Genomic DNA, 22095 nt, shown 5'->3' with positions numbered 1-22095 from the left:
GAACTCACTTCCCAGCCTTGGCCGCGCTCTTGCGGGCAGGCTTCTTGGTGGTGGGCACGTCGGTTCCGGTGTCCTTGCGGCTGCGTGGCGCGGTCTCGACGGCGCCAGCGACGCCGGCACTTGCAGCAGCCGCCTTGAGGGAGTCCTTGGCCGCCTTGACGACGGCGTCGGGGGTGAAGCCGAACTCGGTGAAGAGGGTCTTGGCGTCGGCGGACGCACCGAAGTGCTCGATGCTGATGGAACGCCCGGCATCGCCGACGATCTCTCGCCAGCCCTGTGCCACACCGGCTTCGACGCTGACGCGGGCGCGGATGGCCGGCGGGAGCACCTTGTCGCGGTAGGCCTTGGTCTGGTCGTCGAACCACTCGCGACACGGCATGGACACGACGCGGGTGCGGACACCGGACTTCTCGAGGGCGAGGCGTGCCTCGAGAGCCACCGACACCTCGGAGCCGGTCGCGACGAGGATGACCTCGGGGGTCTGCTTGCCGTCGTCGCCGCCATCGATCAGCACGTAGCCACCCTTGGCGACGTTGCTCGCCTTGGCGTGCGTCGACCGGTCGATGGTGGGCAGGTTCTGGCGGCTGAGGGCCAGGGCGGCCGGTGCGGCGTTGCGCAGGATGGCGCCCCACGCCGCAGCCGTCTCGTTGGCGTCGGCCGGGCGAACGACGTCGAGGCCGGGCATGGCCCGCAGCGACGCGAGGTGCTCGATCGGCTGGTGGGTCGGGCCGTCCTCACCGAGACCGATGGAGTCGTGGGTCCAGACGTAGGTGACCGGGAGCTGTTGGATCGCAGCGAGACGCACCGCCGGACGCATGTAGTCGGAGAACACGAGGAAGGTGCCGCCGTAGGGGCGGGTCAGGCCCTCGAGGGCGATCCCGTTGAGGATCATGCCCATGGCGTTCTCGCGGATTCCGAAGTGCAGGGTGCGCCCGTAGGGCCCGCCCTTCCAGGCGTCGGTCTGCTTCGCCTTCGGGATGAAGGAGGCTTCGCCTTCCATCGTCGTGTTGTTGGACTCGGCGAGGTCGGCCGAGCCTCCCCACAACTCGGGCATGATCGGCGCGAGCGCACCCAGGACCTTGCCCGAGGCGGCGCGGGTCGCAATGCCCTTGGGGTCGGCCGGGAAGCTCGGGAGTGCGGCGTCGAGACCGTCGGGCAGGTCGCCCGCGACGAGGCGGTCGAGCAGGGTCGCAGCGTCCTTGTTCTTGCGGCGCCACGCGGCATACGTCGTGTTCCACGCCTTGTGGGCGGCCTTGCCGCGGGCCTTGACCTTGCGGGCATGGGCGAGGACGGCCTTGTCGACCTCGAAGGTCTTCTTGGGGTCGAAGCCGAGCAGCTCCTTGAGACCGGAGATCTCCTCGTCACCCAGTGCGGACCCGTGCGACTTGCCCGTGCCCTTCTTGGTGGGCGAGGGCCAGGCGATGACGGTGTGCAGGCGCACGAGCGTCGGCTTGGACGACTTCTTGCTCTTGGTGAGGGCGTCGAGCAGGGCGTCGACGTCCTCGACGTAGTCCGCGGAGCCGGCCGGGTCGTTGCTCTTGCGCCAGTCGACGTCGGCGACCTCCCAGCCGTAGGCCTCGTAGCGCTTGGCGACGTCCTCGGAGAACGAGATGTCGGTGTCGTCCTCGATGGAGATCTGGTTGGCGTCGTAGATCAGGGTGAGGTTGCCGAGCTCCTGGTGGCCGGCGAGCGAGCTGGCCTCGGACGCCACACCTTCCATGAGGTCGCCGTCGGACGCGATGACCCACACGTGGTGGTCGAACGGGCTCTGGCCGGGCTTGGCGTCGGGGTCGAGGAGGCCGCGCTGGCGACGCTGCGCCATGGCCATGCCGACGGCGGACGCGAGACCGGAGCCGAGCGGGCCCGTGGTGATCTCGACGCCGGGCGTGTGGTGGACCTCGGGGTGGCCCGGGGTGAGTGAGCCCCAGGTGCGCAGTGCCTTGAGGTCCTTCAGCTCGAGGCCGTAGCCCGACAGGTAGAGCTGGATGTACTGGGTGAGGCTCGAGTGGCCACACGAGAGGACGAACCGGTCACGGCCGAGCCACGCCGGGTCGGACGGGTCGTGTGTCATGACGTTCTGGAAGAGCAGGTATGCCGCGGGCGCCAGGCTCATGGCCGTGCCAGGGTGGCCGTTGCCGACCTTCTGCACGGCATCGGCGGCGAGGACGCGAACCGTGTCGACAGCCTTGACGTCGAGGTCGTTCCACTTCGCCTTGCGAGCCGTGGGGCGGGCGATCTCGGTGGAACGAGTGGCGGTCGCTGCGGAGGCGCGGCGGGTCTTGGACCGGCCTGCCTTCGTCGGGGTGGTGGTCACGTGGAGCCTCTCTGACGTCGAGCGATTGTGATGCAGATCAAACCTTTGATTCCCACCCTAGACCGCGGCACACCGGTGCAAGCGACCACGTCCAGCCCCGGTTAGACTCGCCTTGACTTGACTGCCCCACCGCACCGCGAACTACCCCGAAGGACGCCGTGGCAACCGCCCCGATCAGCACCGCCTCGCCGGCTTTGCCGACGACTGGCTGGAAGCGATCGGTGGGCAACTACGTCGCGCTCACGAAGCCGCGGATCATCGAGCTGCTGCTCGTGACAACTGTTCCCGTGATGTTCCTCGCGCATCGTGGCGTCCCGAACCTCTGGCTCGTGGTGGCGACTCTCGTCGGTGGCACCCTCAGCGCCGGCGCGGCAAACACGTTCAACTGTGTCTACGACCGCGACATCGACGCGCTCATGGATCGCACCAGGAACCGGCCCATGGTGACCGGCGAGATCACGCCCCGTGCCGGGTTGATCTTCGGCGTGGCCCTCACCGTGCTGTCGACGGTGTGGTTCGTCGTGTTCGTCAACGTCGCTTCGGCCCTGCTGTCCCTGGCGGCCATCGTTCTGTATGCCGTGCTCTACACGATGATCCTCAAGCGCCGCACTCCCCAGAACATCGTCTGGGGTGGTGTGGCCGGCTGCATGCCGACCCTCATCGGTTGGTCTGCCGTCACCGGATCAGTCGGCTGGCCAGCCGTCATCCTCTTCCTGGTCATCTTCTTCTGGACCCCGCCGCACTACTGGCCGCTGTCCATGGCGTTCAAGGACGACTACGCCAACGCTCACGTCCCGATGCTTCCGGTCGAGCGCGGCGCCCTTGCGGTTGCCCGCCAGATCGTCGCCTACAGCTGGGTCATGGTGGCGGTGTCCCTCACCCTGGTCCCGGTTGCCGACATGGGCTGGATCTATCTCGTGGCCGCCGTCGTGAGCGGTGCGGTCTTCATCGGTGAGGCCCATCGATTGCTGCGCCTGGCCAGGACCGGTGCCGCGACCAAGGTCCTCAAGCCGATGCGGCTCTTCCACTTCTCCATCACCTACGTGACGTTGCTCTTCCTCGCAGTCGCGATCGACCCGCTGGTCCACCTCGCCATCGGTTGATCGGGCAGGTCCCGGCCGCGTGCATAGGGCCCGACGAAGACCGCCAACGAGCCAAGGGCGTGGACCCCTGCCATGAGCAGGATCGTCTCGCGGACGCCGATCCAGGTGCCGAGCCCGCCGGCGATGACTCCGGCCAGGGGCATCGTGCCGAAGTTGAGGACGGCTGACGTGGCCATGGTCCTGCCCAACAGCTCGGGCGGCGTGTAGCGGGCCCGGAACGAGCTGCGCACGACGTTGGCGCCGACGACGCCGAGACCGACGAAGAACGAACCGAGCGCGATCATGGCCGCCCCGGTTCCCGGCCAGGCCAACCCGATGAGCAGGGCCGGTGGACCACCCACGACTTGGAGCCAACGGAGCGCTCCGGCGTTGCCGAGCCATCGTGACGTGCGTGTGGCGACGCTCGCTCCGAGCAGGCCACCGATGGAGCCGAACGCCAGGACCAGCCCCACCGATCCTGGTGCGAGTCCCAGGTCGCGCACCATGAAGAGCACGAGCAGAGCCCCATAACCGGTGAGCGCGAAGTTGCCCAGGCTGCCGAGCAGGGTCATGAACCGGAAGTACGGATCGCGGGCCACGATCGAGATGCCTTCGCGCACCTGTCGGAGCATGGGCTGTGCGTCCGGCTTCTCCGGTGCCGGGCAGAGGTCGTCGGGACGCATGCGCGCCAGGCAGGCCCAGGAGACGAGAAAGCTCACGACGTCGATGACGATCGCGAACGCTGCCGAAAACGCCTGCACAAGAACCCCGCCCACGCCGGGACCGCCGACCTGCATCGCGGACTCCGTGCCGTAGATCCGCGCGTTGGCCCGCTCGAGGTCCGAGCTCGCCACCACGCGTGGCACGAAGGCGGCGTATGCCGTCCGGAAGAAGACCGTGGAGCAGCCCAGTCCCAGCGCGGTCAGGACCAGGTGGGGGAGGGTGAGGATCTCGAACGCCCAGGCAAGCGGGACCGTGGACACCACCACCGCGGCGACGAGGTCGGCCCGCATCATCACTCGGCGCGGATCCGAACGGTCGACCCAGGCGCCGGCGAAGAGCCCGAGCACGAGCCATGGCAGCCAGATGGCGCCAGCGAGGATCCCCATCCAGAAGGGACCGGCGTCGAACTGGGTTACGGCGATGAGCGGGAAGATCACGGTCGTGGTCATGGAGCCGAGGACGCTGACACCCTCGCCGACCCAGAGGAGCCGGAAGTTGCGGTTGCGGGCCAGCGTGGGCTGGGGCGCGAGCACGTCAGTGGGGGTGGTCATGGCTGGGCCGGGAATCCGCGGGAGAACACGAAGACCGATTCGCGTTCCGCGCCGTCGTCAGGGAGATCCCGCCGGCTCCACCTCATGAGGACCTCGATGAGTTCTTCGGCCACCTCGCGCAGTTCTGAGGGCGTGAGGCGCATCCAGTTCTGGGTGGCGAAAGCCGCGTCGTCCCACTCGGGCACGGTGGCCGCGTTCGCGTTCCATTCCTGGACGCGCTCGAACTGCCGCTGCACGGTGAGCGCCTCGGCGGCATACGCCGCAGTGACGGCAGCGGTGTCGGACGCAAAGTCGGCGCGCGACCACCGCGTGCCCGGGTCGACCAGGCGCCACCAGCGTTCGCGACGGTCCTTGGCCAGCTCGGGTGCTTCCTCGACGAGGCCGGCCTCGCTCAGCACCTTGAGGTGGTGGCTCGCCGAGCCAACGGCCTGCCCGGTGCGGGCGGCGAGCGCGGAAGCGGTGGAGGGTCCGTCGACCTTGAGGGCGTCCATCATGCGCGAGCGGAACGCGTTGGCCATCGCCGAGAGGGCTTTGGCATCCGTGATCGTCCGGACGCCGTCAGGGGATCGCCGATCGGGGGTCTGTGGATTCGTCATGTCGACGACCATAGACCCACAACAACTCTTGTGCAACTACTCTTGTGCAACGCCTCGGGAAGCCACGGTTCGCAGGGAGACCAGTCCGTTCGTGAGGGCCACAACGAGCGCCGCCGCACCCAGCATGTGGGTCAGGACGAGGACCTCGGGCAGGTCGGTGAGGTACTGGACGTAGCCGATCAGTCCCTGGGCGAGAGTCACGAGAAGCACCACGCGCCACGCCTGGCTCACCGACGGAGGGGCGGGGGAGAGGCGGGTCGCGAGCCACACCGCCACGACGAGACCGATGAAGAGCATCACCGCATCCGCGTGCAGCCAGGAGATCGTGCGCGGGTCGAAGCCGAAGCGTGCTGGGGCGTCGGCGTCGCCCGAGTGCGGCCCTGAGCCGGTCACGACCGTGCCGAGGACCAGCACGATCGCACCGACCCCGCAGGTGAGCCACGCGATCCGCTGGATGAGTTCGGGAACGAGCGGGGTGGGCACCCCGTCACTCTCGTTGCGGGCGAACCAGAGGTATGCCGCGGCCGCCACGAGTCCCGCGGAGACGAGGAAATGTGCTGCCACCGTCACCGGGTGGAGCTCGGTGAGGACTGTGACGCCGCCCAGTGCGGCCTGGAAGATGACGCCGCCGAGCACCGTCGCGGCCGCGTTCTTGAGGCGTCGCACCGGCGCGTACCGCCACACGGCAACGACGGCGAGGATGGCGATGACGGTGAGGACGCTGGTGAGGGTGCGGTTGCCGTACTCGATGAGCCGGTGGTAGCCCTCGGCCTGTTCCTTGACCGGGGTGAAGGAACCGGGGACGCATTCGGGCCAGGTGGGGCACCCCAGACCACTACCCGTGAGGCGAACGAGGCCACCGGAGACGATGATCCCCACTTGGGCCACGAGGTTGGCGAAGAGGATGCGGTGATGGTTCCGGGAGATCAGCGTGCTCACGTAACGCAGGGTATGGGACCTCCCTGCACGGGCCTTGGGTGGCACCATCCTCGGGCTCGCGGCGGGCGGTGGAGGAAATCTCCGGCGACTCCCACCGTCGCGGGGGTCATGCCCTTGACCAATCCTTGACCCTGCCTTGACCAACGTCGTGCCACTGCAGAGAAAAGTGTGGGTTTGGCAAAAGGTTGGTCAGTTTCGTTGACGCACGCCCCTACGGCGAGTTGTGTTCGGATCGCGCCGAAGCCCGTGGCACACCCGAGGCCGCTCCGGAGGGGGACGACGCTTCCACCCGAGATCGCACGTCATCCCGTGCGGTCCGAACGAGAAGAAGAGGTACGACGTGATTCGACGATCAACTGGAGCCATGGCGGTCACCGCTGCCCTGGCCCTTCCTCTGGCCCTGTCCCTGGCCGTCCCTGCAGCACACGCACTCGGATCGGACACCACGTGGCCGACCCGGGCCCCGAACTCCAAGGCCGACCCGGTCGGCGACCACGCAGCGCTCGGCCTGTCTTCTGACGAAAAGCTCGTCGTGACCTCGGTCCTCACGGACAAGGACGGCACGCAGCACGTGCGCTACAACCGCACCTTCAAGGGCCTGCGCGTCATCGGTGGGGACCTCGTCCTCGCGAAGTCCAAGAGCGGCGCCAAGAAGGACGTGCAGTTCAACGCCTCCGGCAAGGCGGCCGTCGCGTCGACGACGCCGAAGAAGAGCGCTGCTGACGCCTCAGCCGTCGCAACCACCAGCGCCCGCAAGAGTGCACCGGCGCAGGCCAAGGACAGCGAGCTCGTCGTCTGGGCTGGCGGCGACGCTCCGCGGCTGGCCTACGAGGTCATCACCGAAGGGGTGAAGGCCGACCAGACGCCGACCCGCCTGCACACCCTCGTGGACGCCAACTCCGGCGCGATCCTGCAGTCGTGGGACGAGATCAAGCACGGCACGGGCAACTCGATGTACTCCGGCACCGTCACGCTCAACACGATCCAGTCGGGCAGCTCCTGGCTCCTCAAGGACTCCATCGGCAACTACACGACCGACCTCAACGGTGGGACGTCCGGCACCGGCACGCAGTTCACCGACGCCGACAACGTGTGGGGCAACGGGTCGACGACGAGCCGTCAGACCGCCGGAGTCGACGCGCAGTACGGCGCCGAGAAGACCTACGCCTACTACAACTCGGTCCTGGGCCGCGCTGGCATCTGGAACACCGGAGTCGGTGCGCGCAGCCGCGTCCACTACGGCAACGCCTACAACAATGCGTTCTGGGACGGCACCCAGATGACCTACGGCGACGGTGCGGGCAACACCAAGCCGCTCACCTCGATCGACGTCGCGGCGCACGAGATGAGCCACGGTGTCACCGAGAACACCGCGAACCTCAACTACAGCGGCGATGCCGGCGGCCTCAACGAGGCCACCTCGGACATCTTCGGCACAGCCGTCGAGTTCTATGCCAGCAACGCCACCGACGTCGGCGACTACCTCATCGGCGAGAAGATCAACATCAACGGCAACGGCACCCCGCTGCGCTACATGGACCAGCCGAGCAAGGACGGCGGCTCCAAGGACTGCTGGTCGTCCTCGCTGGGCGGCCTCGACCCTCACTACTCCTCCGGCCCGCTGAACCACTGGTTCTACCTGGCCTCCGAGGGCTCGGGCGCCAAGACCATCAACGGTGTCAGCTACAACAGCCCCGTGTGTGGTGGCGCCGCCGCCGTGACCGGCGCAGGACGCAGCAACGTCGAGAAGGTCTGGTACCGGACCCTGTCGACGAAGCTCACCTCTGGCAGCACCTACGCCAACGCCCGCAACGGTGCGATCGCCTCCGCCAAGGAGCTCTACGGCGCCACCAGCCAGACCTGCATGTCGGTCGAAGCAGCCTTCACCGCCATCGCGGTGCCGGCGGGTACCGAGACCTGCGGTGGCACCACGCCGCCGCCCACCGGTGGCAACCTGCTCCTCAACCCGGGCTTCGAGTCCGGCGCGGTGAACTGGACCGGCACCGCCGGCCCGATCACCAACAACACCGGTCGTCCGGCACGTACGGGCAGCTGGAAGGCGTGGCTGGGTGGCAACGGGGCGACCTCGACCGAGACGATCGAGCAGAGCGTCGCGATCCCCTCGACCGTCACCGCGGCGACCCTGTCGTTCTGGCTGCGCACCGACACCGCCGAGAGCGGTAGCACCGCCTACGACACGATGAAGGTCCAGGTCGTCGACGGCACCACCACGTCGACCCTGGCGACGTACTCCAACGTCGGGGCCAACGCGACCTACACGCAGAAGTCCTTCAACGTCGCGGCATACAAGGGCAAGACGGTCACGGTGAAGTTCCTCATGAGTGAGGACTCCTCACTGCAGACGTCGTTCGTCGTCGACGACACGGCACTGGCCACCAGCTAGTCGAATCCGGGCCGGGTCGGCGCTCCTCGCGAGCGCCGACCCGGTCCCTTTCGCTGCATTCACAGGGAGATCTCGCATGCCTTCGCACTTCAGACAGTTCCTTGCCCCGGTGGCCGTCGCGTCGCTCGCCGCAGCCTCGCTCGTTGCCGCGGCACCCCTCACCCAGGCCCGCACGACCGGGGCCACCGCCGTCGCGGCCAGCCCGGACATCTCGGTGGCCAACACTCAGGCGCACCTCAACCAGCTGCAGTCGATCGCCACGGCGAACGGCGGCAACCGCTACACCGGGCGGCCCGGTTACACCGCCTCGATCAACTACGTGAAGGGCAAGCTCGACGCCGCCGGCTACACGACGACCGTGCAGAGCTTCAGCACCTCCGCGGGCACCTCGTCCAACCTCATCGCAGAGTGGCCCGCCGGTGATGCCAACAACGTCGTCATGCTCGGCGGTCACCTCGACAGCGTGTCGAACGGCCCCGGCATCAACGACAACGGTTCCGGCAGCGCCGGAGTTCTCGAGGCTGCCTTGGCGTATGCCGCCAGCGGACAGAGTGCGAAGAGTCGCCTTCGCGTCGGGTTCTGGGGCGCCGAGGAACTCGGCCTCCTGGGCTCGAAGTACTACATGAACGGCCTGCCGACCGCGGAGAAGAACAAGATCAGGGTCTACCTGAACTTCGACATGATCGGCTCGCCCAACCCGGGCTACTTCGTCTACGACGACAACGCAGTGGGCAATGGCGCGCGCGACGAGCTCACGGCCTGGTACACATCCAAGGGGATTCCCTGGGAGTACATCGACGTGCAGGGTCGCAGCGACCACGCGGCCTTCCGGTCGTACGGCATCGCCACAGCCGGCATCTTCAGTGGCGCCGAGACCCTCAAGTCGAGCAGCCAGGCCACGAAGTGGGGCGGTACTGCTGGCCGCGCCTTCGACGCGTGCTACCACTCGTCGTGCGACACGATCAGCAACATCAACGTGACGTCGCTCGACCGCGGCGTGGACCTCATCGGTCACATGCTGTGGCTCTACGCGGCCAAGGACTACGGGACGACGACGCCGCCCACCGGTGGCAACCTGCTCCTCAACCCGGGCTTCGAGTCCGGCGCGGTGAACTGGACCGGCACCGCCGGCCCGATCACCAACAACACCGGTCGTCCGGCACGCACTGGCACCTGGAAGGCATGGCTGGGTGGCAACGGGTCAACCTCGACCGAGACGATCGAGCAGAGCGTCGCGATCCCCTCGACCGTCACCGCAGCGACCCTGTCGTTCTGGCTGCGCACCGACACGGCCGAGTCCGGCAGCACCGTCTACGACACGATGAAGGTCCAGGTCGTCGACGGTTCGACGACCACCACCCTGGCAACGTACTCCAACGTCGGTGCCACGGCGGCATACGCGCAGAAGTCCCTCAACCTCACGGCATACAGGGGCAAAACCATCACGGTGAAGTACCTCACGAACGAGGACTCCTCCCTCCAGACATCCTTCGTCGTCGACGACACGGCACTCAGCACGAGCTGAGCCGCCCCTGATCCGGTGACGGCGGGCTCGGGGTACCTCCGGTCCTGGGCCCGCCGCCACCACCGCGCCACACCCGGCGCATCTTTTCCCTGAAGGAGATCACATGAAGAAACTGTCAGCAGGTTTCGCATTCGGTATCGCCGTGGCAACAGCAGTGGCGGCGCCGCTCGCGGTGGCCCAGGCCGCCCCGAGCACCCCCACCGCCAACGCGGGTCAGTCCCCAGCAGCCCGCGCCGAGCAGGCAAAGGTCGCGGACGCTGCCAGGGCCCTTGGCCTCGGCTCCGGCCAACAGCTCTCGGTCAAGAGCGTCGTGACCGACACCAACGGCACCAGGCACGTGCGCTACGAGCGCACGTTCAAGGGTCTGCGGGTCATCGGCGGTGACCTCGTCGTGGAGCGATCTGCGAACGGTGCCACCAAGGCGGTGCGCTGGAACGCCACCAAGGCCGTCGAGGTCGCGACCTCGCCGAAGCTCAGCCCCGGACAGGCCCGCGGCGTGGCGAAGGCTGCTGGGCAGGACTCCTCGAGCCTCGTCGTCCTCGCCGGTGGGGCAGGGCCGCGTCTGGCCTACGACGTCGTCGTCGAAAGCGTGAGGGCCGACCAGACCCCGAGCCGACTCCACACCATCGTCGACGCCCAGAGCGGCGCGACGCTCGATCGCTACGACGACATCGTCGAGGGAACGGGCAGCTCGCAGTACTCGGGCACGGTCACCCTCGGCACCACGCTGTCGGCCGGCTCCTACCAGCTCAAGGACGCGTTCGGGAACTACACCACCGACCTGGGCGGTGGGACGACCGGCGCCGGCACGCAGTTCACCGACGCGGACGACGTGTGGGGCAACGGCTCGGCGAGCTCGCGCCAGACCGCTGCGGTCGACGCGCACTACGGCGCCGAGAAGACGTTCGACTACTACAAGAACGTCCAGGGCCGCAACGGCATCTGGGACACCGGAGTCGGTGCGCGCAGCCGCGTCCACTACGGCAACGCCTACAACAACGCGTTCTGGGACGGCACCCAGATGACCTACGGCGATGGTGCCGGCAACACCAAGCCGCTCACGTCCATCGACGTCGCGGGTCACGAGATGAGCCACGGCGTCACGGAGAACACGGCCGGTCTGGCCTACCGCGGAGACGCCGGAGGCCTCAACGAGGCCACGTCCGACATCTTCGGCACGGCAGTCGAGTTCTACGCGAACTCGGCAGCGGACCCGGGTGACTACCTCATCGGCGAGAAGATCAACATCAACGGCAACGGCACGCCGCTGCGCTACATGGACAAGCCGAGCAAGGACGGTGCGTCCAAGGACTGCTGGAGCTCGACCCTGAAGAACCTCGACCCGCACTACTCGTCGGGTCCGCTCAACCACTGGTTCTTCCTCGCCTCCGAGGGCTCCGGCGCCAGGACCGTCAACGGCGTCGCCTACAACAGCCCGGTCTGCGGCAGTGCCGCAGCCATGACCGGTGCGGGTCGGGCCAACATCGAAAAGGTCTGGTACCGCACGCTGTCGACGAAGCTCACGTCGCGCAGCGACTACATGGCCGCCCGTGAGGGTGCGATCACCTCGGCCAAGGAGCTGTACGGCGCGGGTTCGCCGACCTGCATCGCGGTGAAGAGCGCGTTCGACGCCATCGCCGTGCCCGCGGGTTCCGCCACCTGCTGACCCCGGCCCACCACGTGGTGGGATGACGATGCGCCGCCGACCTCAGGGTCGGCGGCGCGTTGCGTTGTCGAGGTCAGAGGAGCGGGGGAGCGGGCTCAGTCGCGGACGATCCCGTCGACGACAACCTCGAGCATGGGGCGGACATCCAGGCCATCGGGACTCATGTCCGCGACGCTGGCGATCCCACTCACGAGCCGCATGACGTTGACCGGGTCGATCCCCGCCCGCAGTTCGCCACGTTCGTCAAGGTGCTGGATCACGCGTCGGTTGGCGTCGCCCATGACGCGGCACTTGCGGTACATGGGGGAGGCGGGGTCGTCCATGGCGGCGCAGATCTTGCTCGCGAGGCCGCGGTGCAAGGTGATGTGCTCGATGAAGTGTTCGAACCAGTTGAGGAGGGTGGGCCGCGCAGGCAGTCCGGTGGCGATCGCGGCCTCAGCGTCGGCGGCCACTCGATCGGTCCAGTCCTTCATGAGGGCGTCGACGAGGGCCTCACGGGTGGGGAAGTGGCGATAGAGGGTGCCGGGACCGACTCCTGCGCGCTTGGCGATCTCGTCGAGGGAGCTGTCGGTGCCGCGCTCGGTGAAAACGATACGGGCCGTTGCGAGGATCTTGTCGTAGTTGCGCCGCGCGTCTGCCCGCATGGGGCGGGCCGATTCCTCGGTCGGTTCTGCATCGACTGAGGCGGTCGAGTTTCCCTGTGCCACAACGGGTTCCGGCGACATGTCGAGCGTCGCGCGGCCAGTGTCCGCAGGTGTCACAGAAACTCTCCTTGCTAAAACGGAGACTGTCTCCGTATTGTGGTCGTTGCGGAACCGGAGTGGCTCTCCGTTAATCGTACCGCCGTTATTTGCCACAGAGGAGTCCGGCACCCATGAACACCACCCTTCATCCGACCGCGCAGGCCCTGCGCCTCCACCGGTCGCACCTCGCCACGACCCACCGTGCACCCCTCTCACCCCGAGCCGGGGGAGTGGGCCGCGTCCGGGCCACGTCGTTCACGCCGATGGCTCGCATCCCGCACACGGACACCGAGCAGACCGTCGCAACCGAGATCCACGAAGACCGAGGCAACTGATGTCGACCAGCACCACGAATCCACCCGCACCCGAATCCACGAAGGACGCTCCCCGACAGCGTGACGTCCGCCGCGCGGCCATCGGCGTCAGCATCGTCCTGATCGCCCAGCTCATGCTTGTCCTCGACGCCACCGTCGTGAACGTCGCCCTCCCGGAGATCCAGACCGACCTCGGCTTCACGGCTGCCGGCCTGTCGTGGGTCCTCAACGCCTACACCCTCGCGTTCGGTGGCCTTCTGCTCCTCGGCGGCCGCCTCGGCGACGTGCTCGGCCGCCTGCGCACCTTCGAGCTGGGTCTGGCCGTCTTCACCCTTGCGAGCCTGCTCGGCGGACTCGCGACCAGTCCGACGTGGCTCATCGCCTCCCGCACCCTTCAGGGAATCGGTGCCGCGCTGGCCGCTCCGGGTGTCCTGGCCCTCGTGACGACGAGCGCGCCCGACGAAGGCGCACGCAACCGGGGCCTTGCCCTCTTTGCCGCAGTGTCGTCAGCAGGTGCCTCCCTCGGTCTGTTGCTCGGCGGCTTCCTCACGGATGTCCTGAGCTGGCACTGGACCCTGTTCGTCAACGTTCCGATCGGACTGGCCGTCCTCGTTCTCGCGCGCCGCTTCGTCGTCGAGACGCCGCGGCAGACGAGTCGCTTCGACCTGGTCGGCGCGGTCTCCGCGACGATCGGCGCCGTGGCTCTGGTGTACGGGTTCATCAACGCGCCCGACGCCGGTTGGACGGCGCCGTCGACCATCGGCTCGTTCGTCCTCGGTGTCGCCCTGCTCGGCCTCTTCGTCCGGACCGAGTCCCGCGTCGTGGCCCCGCTCCTGCCACTGTCACTGGTCCGAAACGGCCAGCGGGCCGCGGCCCTCGTCGTGATGATGCTCGTCGTGGGCGCCCAGTTCTCGACGTTCTTCCTCGTGACGCAGTACCTGCAGCGCGTGCTCGGGTTCAGTCCCATCGCGACGGGTGCAGCCTTCCTCCCGCTCAGCCTGGCGATCTTCGCGGTCTCACGCGTTGCCGCCCGGCTCGTTGCCCGGGTCGGGCCCGGACGTCTTGTGATGGTCGGCGCAGCCGGGCTGGTCGTGAGCTTCCTGTGGCTGGCCCAGATCTCCGAATCAAGCACGTATGCCGTGAACCTTTTGGGTCCGCTCGTGCTCAACGGGGCCTCGGCGGCCCTCGTGTTCATGCCGGTGTCGGTCATCGTCCTTGGCGGAGTCGACAGGACGCTGGCCGGCACGGTCTCCGGCCTGCTCCAGACGGCGCAACAGCTCGGCGGTGCCGTGGGGCTCGCGGTCATCGTCAGCGTCTATGCCTCGGGTTCCATCCCGGGCCAGTTCGTGCCCGGCACAGCAACGGCCTTCCACACGTCGGCCCTGTTCGTTGGGATCGCCCTGGTTCTGGGCCTGCTGGTACTTCGCACCCGCCGCACCGCAGTGGCACCAGTCCCGTCAGAGCACGAGGAGGAGCTGGTGCCCGAGTCGACGCCAGCCCTGGCAACCAACCCCGCCTGACAGCCTGACGGCGACTTCGTGCCCCGGACGGACAGCTCGCTGGCGCTCGCTGTCCGTCCGGGGCACGAAGTCGCAGTTGGGGTGGGTCAGTCGGACCAGCGGAACCATCGGGCGGCGGCGGCACCAGCAGCCGCCGCCCACACCGCGAGCACCAACCACTGTCCGAGGGGCCACTGCCCGTCGACGAGAGCGAGGCGGAGGCCGTCGCCCAGCGCACCCGAGGGCAGGACCCGGGCGACGCCGGCGACGGCGTCCGGCAGGCGGTCGGTGGGCAGCAGGACGCCGAGGCCGAGCAACAGCACCCACGCAAGGTTGGCAAGCGCGAGAACGCCCTCGGCCCGAACGGTCCCGGCGAGCAGCAGCCCGAGCGCCAGGAACGCGCTCGCACCGAGCGCGACCGTCACCAGCGCAGGCGGGAGCCCGGCGACCTCCGGGCGCCAGCCGAGCAGGGCCGCGATCGTGCCGAGCACGACGAGTTGCACGACAATGACGATGCCGACCGCCGCGAGCTTGCCGATGAGCAGGCCCTCGCGTCCCAGGGGACTCGCACCGAGGAAACGCAGGACGCCGTGACGTCGGTCGAAGCCGGTGGCGATCGCTTGGCCCGTGAACGCCGTCGACACGACCGCCAACGCGAACACTCCCGCGGTGGCGATGTCGATGCGCCGACCCGATCCGAGATCAGGGACGTCGGTGAGCCCGAGCCCCACGAGCGCCAGAGCGGGCAGGACGAGTGCGACGAGGAGCTGTTCGCCGTGGCTGAGGATGGTCGCGGTCTCGAATCGCGCCTGGGCGAGCCAGCGCTGCGCGGGCCTCGCCGGACCGGCGCCGGTCGTCGGCGCGCTCATCGTCGAACCCCCCCTGTCAGGGCGAAGTAGCGCTCCTCGAGGGAGCGCCCCTTGCACACCTGGGCGAGTGAGCCCTGCGCCACGACCCGCCCGGCGTTCATGATGACGACGTGGTCGGCGATGCGCTCGGCCTCCTCGAACGAGTGGGTGGTGACGACCACGGCGGACTCACGCGCGGTTTCCGAGATGAGGTCCCAGACCTCAAGGCGGGCGTGAGGGTCGAGGCCAGCCGTGGGCTCGTCGAGGAAGGCCACGTCGGGGTGCCCGACCAGGGCGGCCGCGAGGGCAACGCGTTGGCGTTCACCGCCGGACAGTCGTCGGATCGAACGATCCGCGACCCGGTCGAGGTCGAGTCGGGTCATCAGGCGCTCCACGTCGGCGGGGGACCGGTGCAGTCGGGCGACATGGCGGAGCAGACGTCGTGCGTTCGTCGTGACGGGCAGGCCACCGTCCTGCAGCATCACGCCGATGCGGGCTCGGTGCTCGGCCGGGGCCCGCCACGGATCCGTGCCGAGGACGCGAGCAGTGCCCGCCGTCGGCCGCTGCAGACCCTCGAGACACTCCATCGTCGTCGTCTTCCCGGCACCGTTCGGACCGAGGACGGCCGTGACTGCGCCAGACTGTGCGGACCACGACGCGTCGTCGACGGCACGCACCGCGCCGACATCGCGGCGCAGACCGACGACCTCGACTGCAGACACGGCGCACATCCTAGGCTGGCCCCCACTCGACCCAAGGAGTCACATGGTCACCATCGACCGCGAGGCCGCACCGGCAACAGCCGTGGCAGCCGTACCCGCCCTCGTGGCGGCCCTCGCCGGACGGCGTGGAGCGGCACTCGCCCTCGGTCTGCTTCCGGCCGCCATCGCTCTGTTTTTTCGCGACCCTGATCGTCGTCCAGATCGTGCCGCCAGCACTTTCCTCCGCGACCCCGACCGTCGCGCCGACGGGGGTGGCCACACCACCCTGGACGCGGACACCGTCGTGTCTCCTGCCGACGGGAAGGTCATGTACGCCGGACCTGGCCTGGACGGCGTGGCTCCCGAGGGGGAGTGGCAGCAGGTGAGCATCTTCCTGTCCGCCTTCGACGTGCACATCAACCGGGCGCCCTATGGGGGTCGTCTCACGGACGTGACGTACCGACAGGGCAAGTGGCTCGCGGCATACAAGCACGAAAGTGCCCATCTCAACGAGCGCACCGACCTCGTCGTCGAGCGCGAGGTGGACGGACACACCCGGGTCGTCCACTTCCGTCAGATCGTCGGGCTCATGGCCCGGCGGGTCGTCACCCGGGTAGCCGCGGGTGACGAAGTCACGACTGGGCAGCGCATCGGTCTGATGAAGTTCGGTTCGCGCATGGACGTCTTCGTCCCGCCCGAGGTGCGCCTGCTCGTCCACGCCGGACAGCGCGTCGTCGCCGGCGAGACCGTCATCGCCCGATGGCCGTCGTCGGGCGCGCCCCGATGAGTGACGAAGCGGGGCGGCGTCGACGTTTCGACCGCTGGCGGCTCATCTCTCCCACGGGTGCCGAGGTCGTCTCTCTTCGCCAGTTGAGCAAGCGAGAGCGGTTGCGGGTCACGGCCCCGACGCTCTTCACGATCATCAACATGATGAGTGGACTGTCGTCAGTGCTCCTGGCGTTCCGAGGCGAGTTCACCTTCGCCGCAGTCCTCATCGCCGTGTCGATCATCATGGACATCGCCGACGGCGGGGTGGCCCGCCTCGTCGGTGCGACGTCGCCGTTCGGACTGCAGATGGACTCGCTGGCGGACCTCATTGCGTTCGGTTTCGCGCCGGCGATCCTCGTGCACACGTGGGCCCTGCCGGACTATCCGGTGATCTCCTGGCTGGCCGCGTTCTTCTGGCTCGGGTGCGCTGCCTTCCGACTCGCGCGCTTCAACGTCACGGTCGACCCGACAGCCGACAAGCGCTACTTCGTCGGGCTGCCGAGCCCAGCAGCTGCGGCCGTGGTCATGGCGACGATCTTTGCCCTCAACCAGCCCAAGGCCGGCGGCTACGACGCCTCGCTCATCGTGCCGGTCATCGTGAGCTTCGTCCCCGCGGTGCTGATGGTGACCTCGATCCGGTTCCGTTCCTTCCGCAACCTCCTCGCGCCGACGGGTCGCGCAGGGTGGGTCACCACCGGTCTCGGCGTGCTGGTCATCGTCGTCGGACTCGTGCTCGACGCGGGACTCACGGGCCTGATCATCGCCTACGGCTACATCCTGCAGGCGCCGCTCGGGGTTCTCACGGCTCCGCTGCGAGAGCGGTTCCTCGGCGCCGAGGCCGTGGCGCCCCGCCGTGAGCGGATGCCGTCGGTCTTCCTGCCCGACACGGAGACGGACAGCGACGACGCGCCGCACGAGGTCTACTGACCGGGTTAGGTTCACCTTCGTTTCACGGGGGTTGCGCAATTACGTAACATTGTCGTTGTGAATATCCCGGCCTCCACTGCGGTGCCTGTGGTTCTCGAGTCGCGAACGCGCGACCGGGTCCTTCAGGCCATCAGTGAGCACGGCCCGGTGACCGCCACGGCCCTGGCCGACGAACTGGGTCTCACCGTCCCGGCCGTGCGCCGTCACCTCGAGAACCTCACCGAGTCCGGCCTCATCGACGAGCGCGAGTCCACGTCGTCGTCGTCCACTCGCGGCCGGGGCCGTCCCGCCCGGTCCTACGTCCTCAGCGAGGGCGGTCACCTGGCCCTGGAGTCCGACTACGACCACCTCGCCACCGAGACCCTGCGTTTCCTCGCCGCCGAGGTCGGCCCCGAGGCCGTCCGCCGTTTCGCGGAGTCGCGGGTCGGCGCTCTTGAGGTCCGGTATGCCGCAGAGCTCGCCGCCGCTGGCAGTGACACGGCCGCTCGGGTCGACGCCCTCGTCGCCGCGCTGACGCGCGACGGTTTCGCGGCCTCGGCCCGCCCCGTGGGTGAGCCCGGCTCCCAGAGTCCCCTGACCGGCATACAGCTGTGTCAGGGTCATTGCCCGGTCCAGCACGCCGCTCGGGAATTTCCACAGTTCTGTGACGCTGAAACGGACGCGTTCTCACGCCTGCTCGGCGTGCACGTCCAAAGACTCGCAACACTCGCGCACGGAGATCACGTGTGCACGACGTTCGTCCCCACCAAAGAAGGGTCCTCACGATGAGCACCATCGAAGAGCTCAACCCGGGTCTCAAAGACATCGGGCGCTATGACTTCGGATGGGCGGACAGCGACGCCGCTGGCACCAACGCCCGACGGGGACTCAACGACGAGGTCGTCCTCGACATCTCGCGACGCAAGAGTGAGCCGCAGTGGATGGAAGACCTCCGCATGAAGTCGCTGCGCCTGTTCCACAAGAAGCCCATGCCGACGTGGGGGAGTGACCTCACCGGCATCGACTTCCAGAACATCAAGTACTTCGTGAAGTCCACCGAGAAGCAGGCGACCTCCTGGGAGGACCTGCCCGAGGACATCAAGAACACGTACGACCGTCTCGGCATCCCCGAGGCCGAGAAGCAGCGCCTCGTCTCCGGTGTCGCGGCCCAGTACGAGTCCGAGGTCGTCTACCACCAGATCCGTGAGGACCTGGAGGAGAAGGGCGTCATCTTCGTCGACACCGACACGGGCCTGCGTGAGCACGAGGACCTGTTCCGCGAGTACTTCGCGAGCGTCATCCCCGCCGGTGACAACAAGTTCGCCGCGCTCAACACGGCCGTCTGGTCTGGTGGCTCGTTCATCTACATCCCGCCGGGCGTCCACGTCGACATCCCGTTGCAGGCCTACTTCCGGATCAACACCGAGAACATGGGCCAGTTCGAGCGCACCTTGATCATCGCGGACGAGGGCTCCTACGTGCACTACGTCGAGGGCTGCACCGCGCCGATCTACCAGTCCGACTCGCTGCACTCGGCCGTCGTCGAGATCATCGTCAAGAAGAACGCCCGCGTGCGCTACACGACGATCCAGAACTGGTCCAACAACGTCTACAACCTCGTCACCAAGCGCGCGACCTGCGCCGAGGGCGCGACGATGGAGTGGATCGACGGCAACATCGGCTCCAAGGTGACGATGAAGTACCCCGCCGTCTTCCTCATGGGCGAGCACGCCAAGGGTGAGACGCTCTCCGTCGCCTTCGCCGGCGAGGGCCAGCACCAGGACGCCGGATCCAAGATGGTCCACGCCGCGCCCAACACCTCGTCGACGATCGTGTCGAAGTCGGTTGCCCGTGGCGGTGGCCGCACGTCCTACCGCGGTCTCGTGCAGATCATGGAGGGCGCGCACGGCTCGAAGTCGAGCGTCGTCTGCGACGCCCTGCTCGTCGACACCATCAGCCGGTCCGACACCTACCCCTACGTCGACATCCGCGAGGACGACGTGACGATGGGTCACGAGGCCACCGTCTCCAAGGTGTCCGAGGACCAGATGTTCTACCTCATGTCCCGAGGCATGTCCGAGACCGAGGCCATGGCGATGATCGTGCGCGGCTTTGTCGAGCCCATCGCCAAGGAACTCCCCATGGAGTACGCCCTCGAGCTGAACCGCCTCATTGAGCTCCAGATGGAAGGGGCCGTTGGATGAGCCTGTTGGCCCAGAAAGTCCCCACCGCAGAAGCGCACACCGACTCGGCCGAGGCCTTCGTGCCCGACCAGTCGCGCGCCGAACGGACCACCTCGTATGCCGTGTCCGACTTCGCGGTCCCGTCCGGTCGCGAGGAGGAGTGGCGTTTCACACCCGTCGACCGTCTTCAGGCGCTCTTCGCCGAGACGGCCGGCACGGCGCTGCGCCGCGAGGAGTCACTGCCCGAGGGCGTGACCGTCTCCTCGCTCTCGCGTGACGAGTGGCAGGGGAGCGGTGCGCCCAAGCCCGCCGACCGCGCCGCCGTCATCGCGACCGCGCAGGCCCAGTCGATCACCCTGCTCGACATTCCGGCCGAGGCCGAGCTGACCGAGCCGGTGCGCCTCGTCCTCACCGGTGAGGGCGGACTGTCCCACGCGCACACCGTCATCCGCGTCGGCAAGTTCGCCAAGGCGACGATCGTCCTGCGCCACGAGGGCGACGCCCAGTACTCCGAGCTGCTCTCCGTCGTCGTCGGCGACGGCGCCGATGTCACCGTCGTGACCGTCCAGGAGTGGGCCGACAGCGCCCTGCACCTCGGACAGCACGACGTCGTCGTCGGCCGTGACGCCAAGGTCCGCCACATCGCGGTCACCCTCGGTGGCGGCATCGTGCGGCTCAACACCAATGCGTCGTATGCCGGTCCCGGCGGTTCGTTCGAAGCTCTCGGCGTCTACTTCGCCGACGCCGGCCAGCACCAGGAGCACCGTCTCTTCGTCGACCACGAGGCGCCGCACTGCAAGTCCAACGTCGAGTACAAGGGTGCGCTCCAGGGCGACAGCGCCCACACGGTCTGGGTCGGTGACGTCCTCATCCGCGCCAGCGCCGAGGGCACCGACACCTACGAGCTCAACCGCAACCTCATCCTCACCGACGGCGCCCGCGCCGACTCGGTGCCGAACCTCGAGATCGAGACCGGCGAGATCGCCGGCGCCGGGCACGCTTCTGCCACAGGCCGATTCGACGACCAGCAGCTGTTCTACCTGCAGGCGCGCGGCATCGACGAGGACACCGCTCGGCGTCTCGTCGTGCGCGGCTTCTTCGCCTCGATCGTCGGTCGCATCGGCGTTCCCGAGATCGAGAACCACCTCATGGAGGCGATCGACCGCGAGCTGGAGGCCACCGCGTGAGTGAGGTCAACGAGGTCGCCGAAACCACGGTGGCGACGTCTGAATTCGTCAGGGTCTGCGCCCTCGACGAGCTCCCGACCGTGGGGGCGGCTGCGGCCGACATCCAGGGCCGCACGGTCGCCATCATCCGCACCGAGGACGGCAACGTCCACGCCGTCGATGACACCTGCACCCACGCCAACGTCTCGCTGTCCGAGGGAGAGCTCGACGGCTGCACGCTTGAGTGCTGGCTCCACGGCTCGCGCTTCGACATCCGCACGGGCCAGCCGTCCGGCCCGCCGGCGATCGTCCCCATCGCCGTCCACACCGTCAAGATCGAGGGCGATGACGTCTACGTCGCCCTGAAGACCCAGGAGAACTGACACATGAGCACCCTTGTCATCACCGACCTCCACGTCACCGTGGACACGGAGCAGGGCACCAAGGAGATCCTCCGCGGCGTCACCCTGACCATCAACTCCGGCGAGACCCACGCGATCATGGGCCCCAACGGCTCGGGCAAGTCGACCCTCGCCTACTCCATCGCCGGCCACCCCAAGTACACCGTGACCAGCGGCACCGTCACCCTCGACGGTGAGGACGTCCTCGCGATGAGCGTCGACGAGCGCGCCCGCGCCGGACTCTTCCTCGCGATGCAGTACCCCGTCGAGGTCCCCGGCGTGACCGTGAGCAACTTCCTGCGCACCGCCAAGACCGCGATCGACGGCGAGGCTCCCAAGCTCCGCACGTGGGTCAAGGAGCTCAAGGCGTCGATGGCCGACCTCAAGATGGACCCGGCCGTCTCCGAGCGCGGTGTCAACGAAGGCTTCTCCGGTGGCGAGAAGAAGCGCCACGAGATTCTCCAGATGGAGCTCCTCAAGCCCAAGATCGCCATCCTCGACGAGACCGACTCCGGACTCGACGTCGACGCCCTGCGCATCGTCTCCGAGGGCGTCAACCGTGCCAAGGAGTCCACCGGTTCGGGCGTCCTCCTGATCACGCACTACACGCGGATCCTGCGCTACATCAAGCCCGACTTCGTGCACGTCTTCGTCGACGGCAAGATCGCCGAGCAGGGTGGATCCGAGCTCGCCGACCGCCTCGAGGCCGAGGGCTACGACCGCTTCCAGACCGCACCCGTGACCGTCACCACCGCCTGAGCAAGGA

20 protein-coding genes are annotated in these 22095 nt (G+C 68.1%); 13 read left to right on the top strand and 7 right to left on the bottom strand.

What is annotated here, in order from left to right:
* Window positions 1-4: 4 nt before the first annotated feature.
* Window positions 5-2314 carry a transketolase gene (gene tkt / locus ACFQRE_RS19120; protein ID WP_380125511.1) on the bottom strand — a complete coding sequence of 770 codons (2310 nt, stop codon included), beginning with the start codon at window positions 2312-2314 and terminating at the stop codon, window positions 5-7.
* 173 nt (window positions 2315-2487) lie between these two features.
* Between tkt and ACFQRE_RS19115 the strand changes: the two genes are divergently transcribed.
* The gene (locus ACFQRE_RS19115) at window positions 2488-3417 is read left to right on the top strand and encodes a heme o synthase (RefSeq protein WP_380125867.1); all 930 of its coding nucleotides are present in this window, start codon (window positions 2488-2490) and stop codon (window positions 3415-3417) included.
* Here ACFQRE_RS19115 and ACFQRE_RS19110 read toward each other — a convergent pair.
* Genes ACFQRE_RS19110 through ACFQRE_RS19100 form a run of 3 tightly spaced genes read right to left on the bottom strand, consistent with a single transcriptional unit; the run spans window position 3354 to window position 6205 of the window.
* Window positions 3354-4670, bottom strand: a complete 1317-nt coding sequence (locus ACFQRE_RS19110) for an MFS transporter (protein ID WP_380125509.1) — start codon at window positions 4668-4670, stop codon at window positions 3354-3356. The genes ACFQRE_RS19115 and ACFQRE_RS19110 overlap by 64 nt on opposite strands.
* Window positions 4667-5266, bottom strand: coding sequence for an ArsR/SmtB family transcription factor (locus tag ACFQRE_RS19105; protein ID WP_380125507.1), 600 nt, complete (start codon window positions 5264-5266; stop codon window positions 4667-4669). Before ACFQRE_RS19105 ends, ACFQRE_RS19110 begins: the two co-directional genes overlap by 4 nt.
* Window positions 5267-5302: 36 nt before the next feature.
* Window positions 5303-6205 carry a COX15/CtaA family protein gene (locus ACFQRE_RS19100; protein WP_380125505.1) on the bottom strand — a complete coding sequence of 301 codons (903 nt, stop codon included), beginning with the start codon at window positions 6203-6205 and terminating at the stop codon, window positions 5303-5305.
* Window positions 6206-6569: 364 nt separating this feature from the next.
* Here ACFQRE_RS19100 and ACFQRE_RS19095 point away from each other — a divergent pair, with 364 nt between their 5' ends.
* The 3 genes from ACFQRE_RS19095 to ACFQRE_RS19085 all read left to right on the top strand — a co-directional run bounded on the left by ACFQRE_RS19095 (window position 6570) and on the right by ACFQRE_RS19085 (window position 11800).
* Window positions 6570-8609, top strand: coding sequence for a M4 family metallopeptidase (locus ACFQRE_RS19095; RefSeq protein ID WP_380125503.1), 2040 nt, complete (start codon window positions 6570-6572; stop codon window positions 8607-8609).
* A gap of 76 nt (window positions 8610-8685) precedes the next feature.
* Entirely contained in the window at window positions 8686-10134 is a 1449-nt protein-coding gene (locus ACFQRE_RS19090; protein ID WP_380125501.1) for a M20/M25/M40 family metallo-hydrolase, read from the top strand.
* A gap of 103 nt (window positions 10135-10237) precedes the next feature.
* A complete protein-coding gene (locus ACFQRE_RS19085; protein WP_380125499.1) occupies window positions 10238-11800 on the top strand; it encodes a M4 family metallopeptidase in 1563 nt (520 codons plus the stop codon).
* Window positions 11801-11895: 95 nt separating this feature from the next.
* Here ACFQRE_RS19085 and ACFQRE_RS19080 read toward each other — a convergent pair whose 3' ends face one another.
* Window positions 11896-12561 (bottom strand): TetR/AcrR family transcriptional regulator, encoded by a 666-nt coding sequence (locus ACFQRE_RS19080; protein ID WP_380125497.1) that lies wholly within the window; start codon window positions 12559-12561, stop codon window positions 11896-11898.
* Window positions 12562-12674: 113 nt separating this feature from the next.
* Between ACFQRE_RS19080 and ACFQRE_RS19075 the strand changes: the two genes are divergently transcribed.
* Window positions 12675-12878, top strand: coding sequence for a hypothetical protein (locus ACFQRE_RS19075; protein ID WP_380125495.1), 204 nt, complete (start codon window positions 12675-12677; stop codon window positions 12876-12878).
* On the top strand, window positions 12878-14377 hold the full coding sequence (locus ACFQRE_RS19070; RefSeq protein WP_380125493.1) for an MFS transporter: 1500 nt from the start codon (window positions 12878-12880) through the stop codon (window positions 14375-14377). The genes ACFQRE_RS19075 and ACFQRE_RS19070 overlap by 1 nt, the downstream gene beginning before the upstream one ends.
* An 86-nt stretch (window positions 14378-14463) precedes the next feature.
* Here ACFQRE_RS19070 and ACFQRE_RS19065 read toward each other — a convergent pair whose 3' ends face one another.
* Together ACFQRE_RS19065 and ACFQRE_RS19060 are read right to left on the bottom strand one after the other, a co-directional pair.
* Entirely contained in the window at window positions 14464-15225 is a 762-nt protein-coding gene (locus tag ACFQRE_RS19065) for an ABC transporter permease (protein WP_380125491.1), read from the bottom strand.
* Window positions 15222-15935, bottom strand: coding sequence for an ABC transporter ATP-binding protein (locus tag ACFQRE_RS19060; protein WP_380125489.1), 714 nt, complete (start codon window positions 15933-15935; stop codon window positions 15222-15224). The genes ACFQRE_RS19065 and ACFQRE_RS19060 overlap by 4 nt, the downstream gene beginning before the upstream one ends.
* Window positions 15936-15969: 34 nt before the next feature.
* On the opposite strand from ACFQRE_RS19060, the gene ACFQRE_RS19055 reads away from it, so the two are divergent.
* The 7 genes from ACFQRE_RS19055 to sufC are packed head-to-tail and all read left to right on the top strand — an operon-like array spanning window position 15970 to window position 22088.
* Window positions 15970-16692: a phosphatidylserine decarboxylase gene (locus tag ACFQRE_RS19055; protein ID WP_380125487.1), complete on the top strand. Its 723-nt coding sequence runs from the start codon at window positions 15970-15972 to the stop codon at window positions 16690-16692.
* On the top strand, window positions 16689-17600 hold the full coding sequence (gene pssA, locus ACFQRE_RS19050) for a CDP-diacylglycerol--serine O-phosphatidyltransferase (RefSeq protein ID WP_380125485.1): 912 nt from the start codon (window positions 16689-16691) through the stop codon (window positions 17598-17600). The genes ACFQRE_RS19055 and pssA overlap by 4 nt, the downstream gene beginning before the upstream one ends.
* Window positions 17601-17657: 57 nt before the next feature.
* Window positions 17658-18368, top strand: a complete 711-nt coding sequence (locus ACFQRE_RS19045; RefSeq protein WP_380125483.1) for a helix-turn-helix transcriptional regulator — start codon at window positions 17658-17660, stop codon at window positions 18366-18368.
* The gene (gene sufB, locus ACFQRE_RS19040) at window positions 18365-19783 is read left to right on the top strand and encodes a Fe-S cluster assembly protein SufB (protein WP_380125481.1); all 1419 of its coding nucleotides are present in this window, start codon (window positions 18365-18367) and stop codon (window positions 19781-19783) included. The genes ACFQRE_RS19045 and sufB overlap by 4 nt, the downstream gene beginning before the upstream one ends.
* Window positions 19780-20949 (top strand): Fe-S cluster assembly protein SufD, encoded by a 1170-nt coding sequence (gene sufD, locus ACFQRE_RS19035; protein WP_380125479.1) that lies wholly within the window; start codon window positions 19780-19782, stop codon window positions 20947-20949. The genes sufB and sufD overlap by 4 nt, the downstream gene beginning before the upstream one ends.
* Window positions 20946-21311 carry a non-heme iron oxygenase ferredoxin subunit gene (locus ACFQRE_RS19030; RefSeq protein ID WP_380125476.1) on the top strand — a complete coding sequence of 122 codons (366 nt, stop codon included), beginning with the start codon at window positions 20946-20948 and terminating at the stop codon, window positions 21309-21311. The genes sufD and ACFQRE_RS19030 overlap by 4 nt, the downstream gene beginning before the upstream one ends.
* A gap of 3 nt (window positions 21312-21314) precedes the next feature.
* Window positions 21315-22088 carry a Fe-S cluster assembly ATPase SufC gene (sufC, locus tag ACFQRE_RS19025; RefSeq protein WP_380125474.1) on the top strand — a complete coding sequence of 258 codons (774 nt, stop codon included), beginning with the start codon at window positions 21315-21317 and terminating at the stop codon, window positions 22086-22088.
* Window positions 22089-22095: the final 7 nt, after the last annotated feature.

The sequence above is a fragment of the Knoellia pratensis genome (assembly GCF_042666395.1).
Lineage (GTDB): Bacteria > Actinomycetota > Actinomycetes > Actinomycetales > Dermatophilaceae > Knoellia > Knoellia pratensis.
The sequence above is the reverse complement of the archived record's forward strand: the minus strand, read 5'-3'. Positions and strand labels throughout refer to the sequence as shown.

Coding starts and splice junctions, on each gene's coding strand:
- ACFQRE_RS19110 (WP_380125509.1), bottom strand. CDS start 4,670: ATGACCACCCCCACTGACGTGCTCGCGCCCCAGCCCACGCTGGCCCGC.
- ACFQRE_RS19105 (WP_380125507.1), bottom strand. CDS start 5,266: ATGACGAATCCACAGACCCCCGATCGGCGATCCCCTGACGGCGTCCGG.
- ACFQRE_RS19095 (WP_380125503.1), top strand. CDS start 6,570: ATGGCGGTCACCGCTGCCCTGGCCCTTCCTCTGGCCCTGTCCCTGGCC.
- ACFQRE_RS19090 (WP_380125501.1), top strand. CDS start 8,686: ATGCCTTCGCACTTCAGACAGTTCCTTGCCCCGGTGGCCGTCGCGTCG.
- ACFQRE_RS19085 (WP_380125499.1), top strand. CDS start 10,238: ATGAAGAAACTGTCAGCAGGTTTCGCATTCGGTATCGCCGTGGCAACA.
- ACFQRE_RS19075 (WP_380125495.1), top strand. CDS start 12,675: ATGAACACCACCCTTCATCCGACCGCGCAGGCCCTGCGCCTCCACCGG.
- ACFQRE_RS19070 (WP_380125493.1), top strand. CDS start 12,878: ATGTCGACCAGCACCACGAATCCACCCGCACCCGAATCCACGAAGGAC.
- ACFQRE_RS19065 (WP_380125491.1), bottom strand. CDS start 15,225: ATGAGCGCGCCGACGACCGGCGCCGGTCCGGCGAGGCCCGCGCAGCGC.
- ACFQRE_RS19060 (WP_380125489.1), bottom strand. CDS start 15,935: ATGTGCGCCGTGTCTGCAGTCGAGGTCGTCGGTCTGCGCCGCGATGTC.
- ACFQRE_RS19055 (WP_380125487.1), top strand. CDS start 15,970: ATGGTCACCATCGACCGCGAGGCCGCACCGGCAACAGCCGTGGCAGCC.
- pssA (WP_380125485.1), top strand. CDS start 16,689: ATGAGTGACGAAGCGGGGCGGCGTCGACGTTTCGACCGCTGGCGGCTC.
- sufB (WP_380125481.1), top strand. CDS start 18,365: ATGAGCACCATCGAAGAGCTCAACCCGGGTCTCAAAGACATCGGGCGC.
- sufD (WP_380125479.1), top strand. CDS start 19,780: ATGAGCCTGTTGGCCCAGAAAGTCCCCACCGCAGAAGCGCACACCGAC.
- sufC (WP_380125474.1), top strand. CDS start 21,315: ATGAGCACCCTTGTCATCACCGACCTCCACGTCACCGTGGACACGGAG.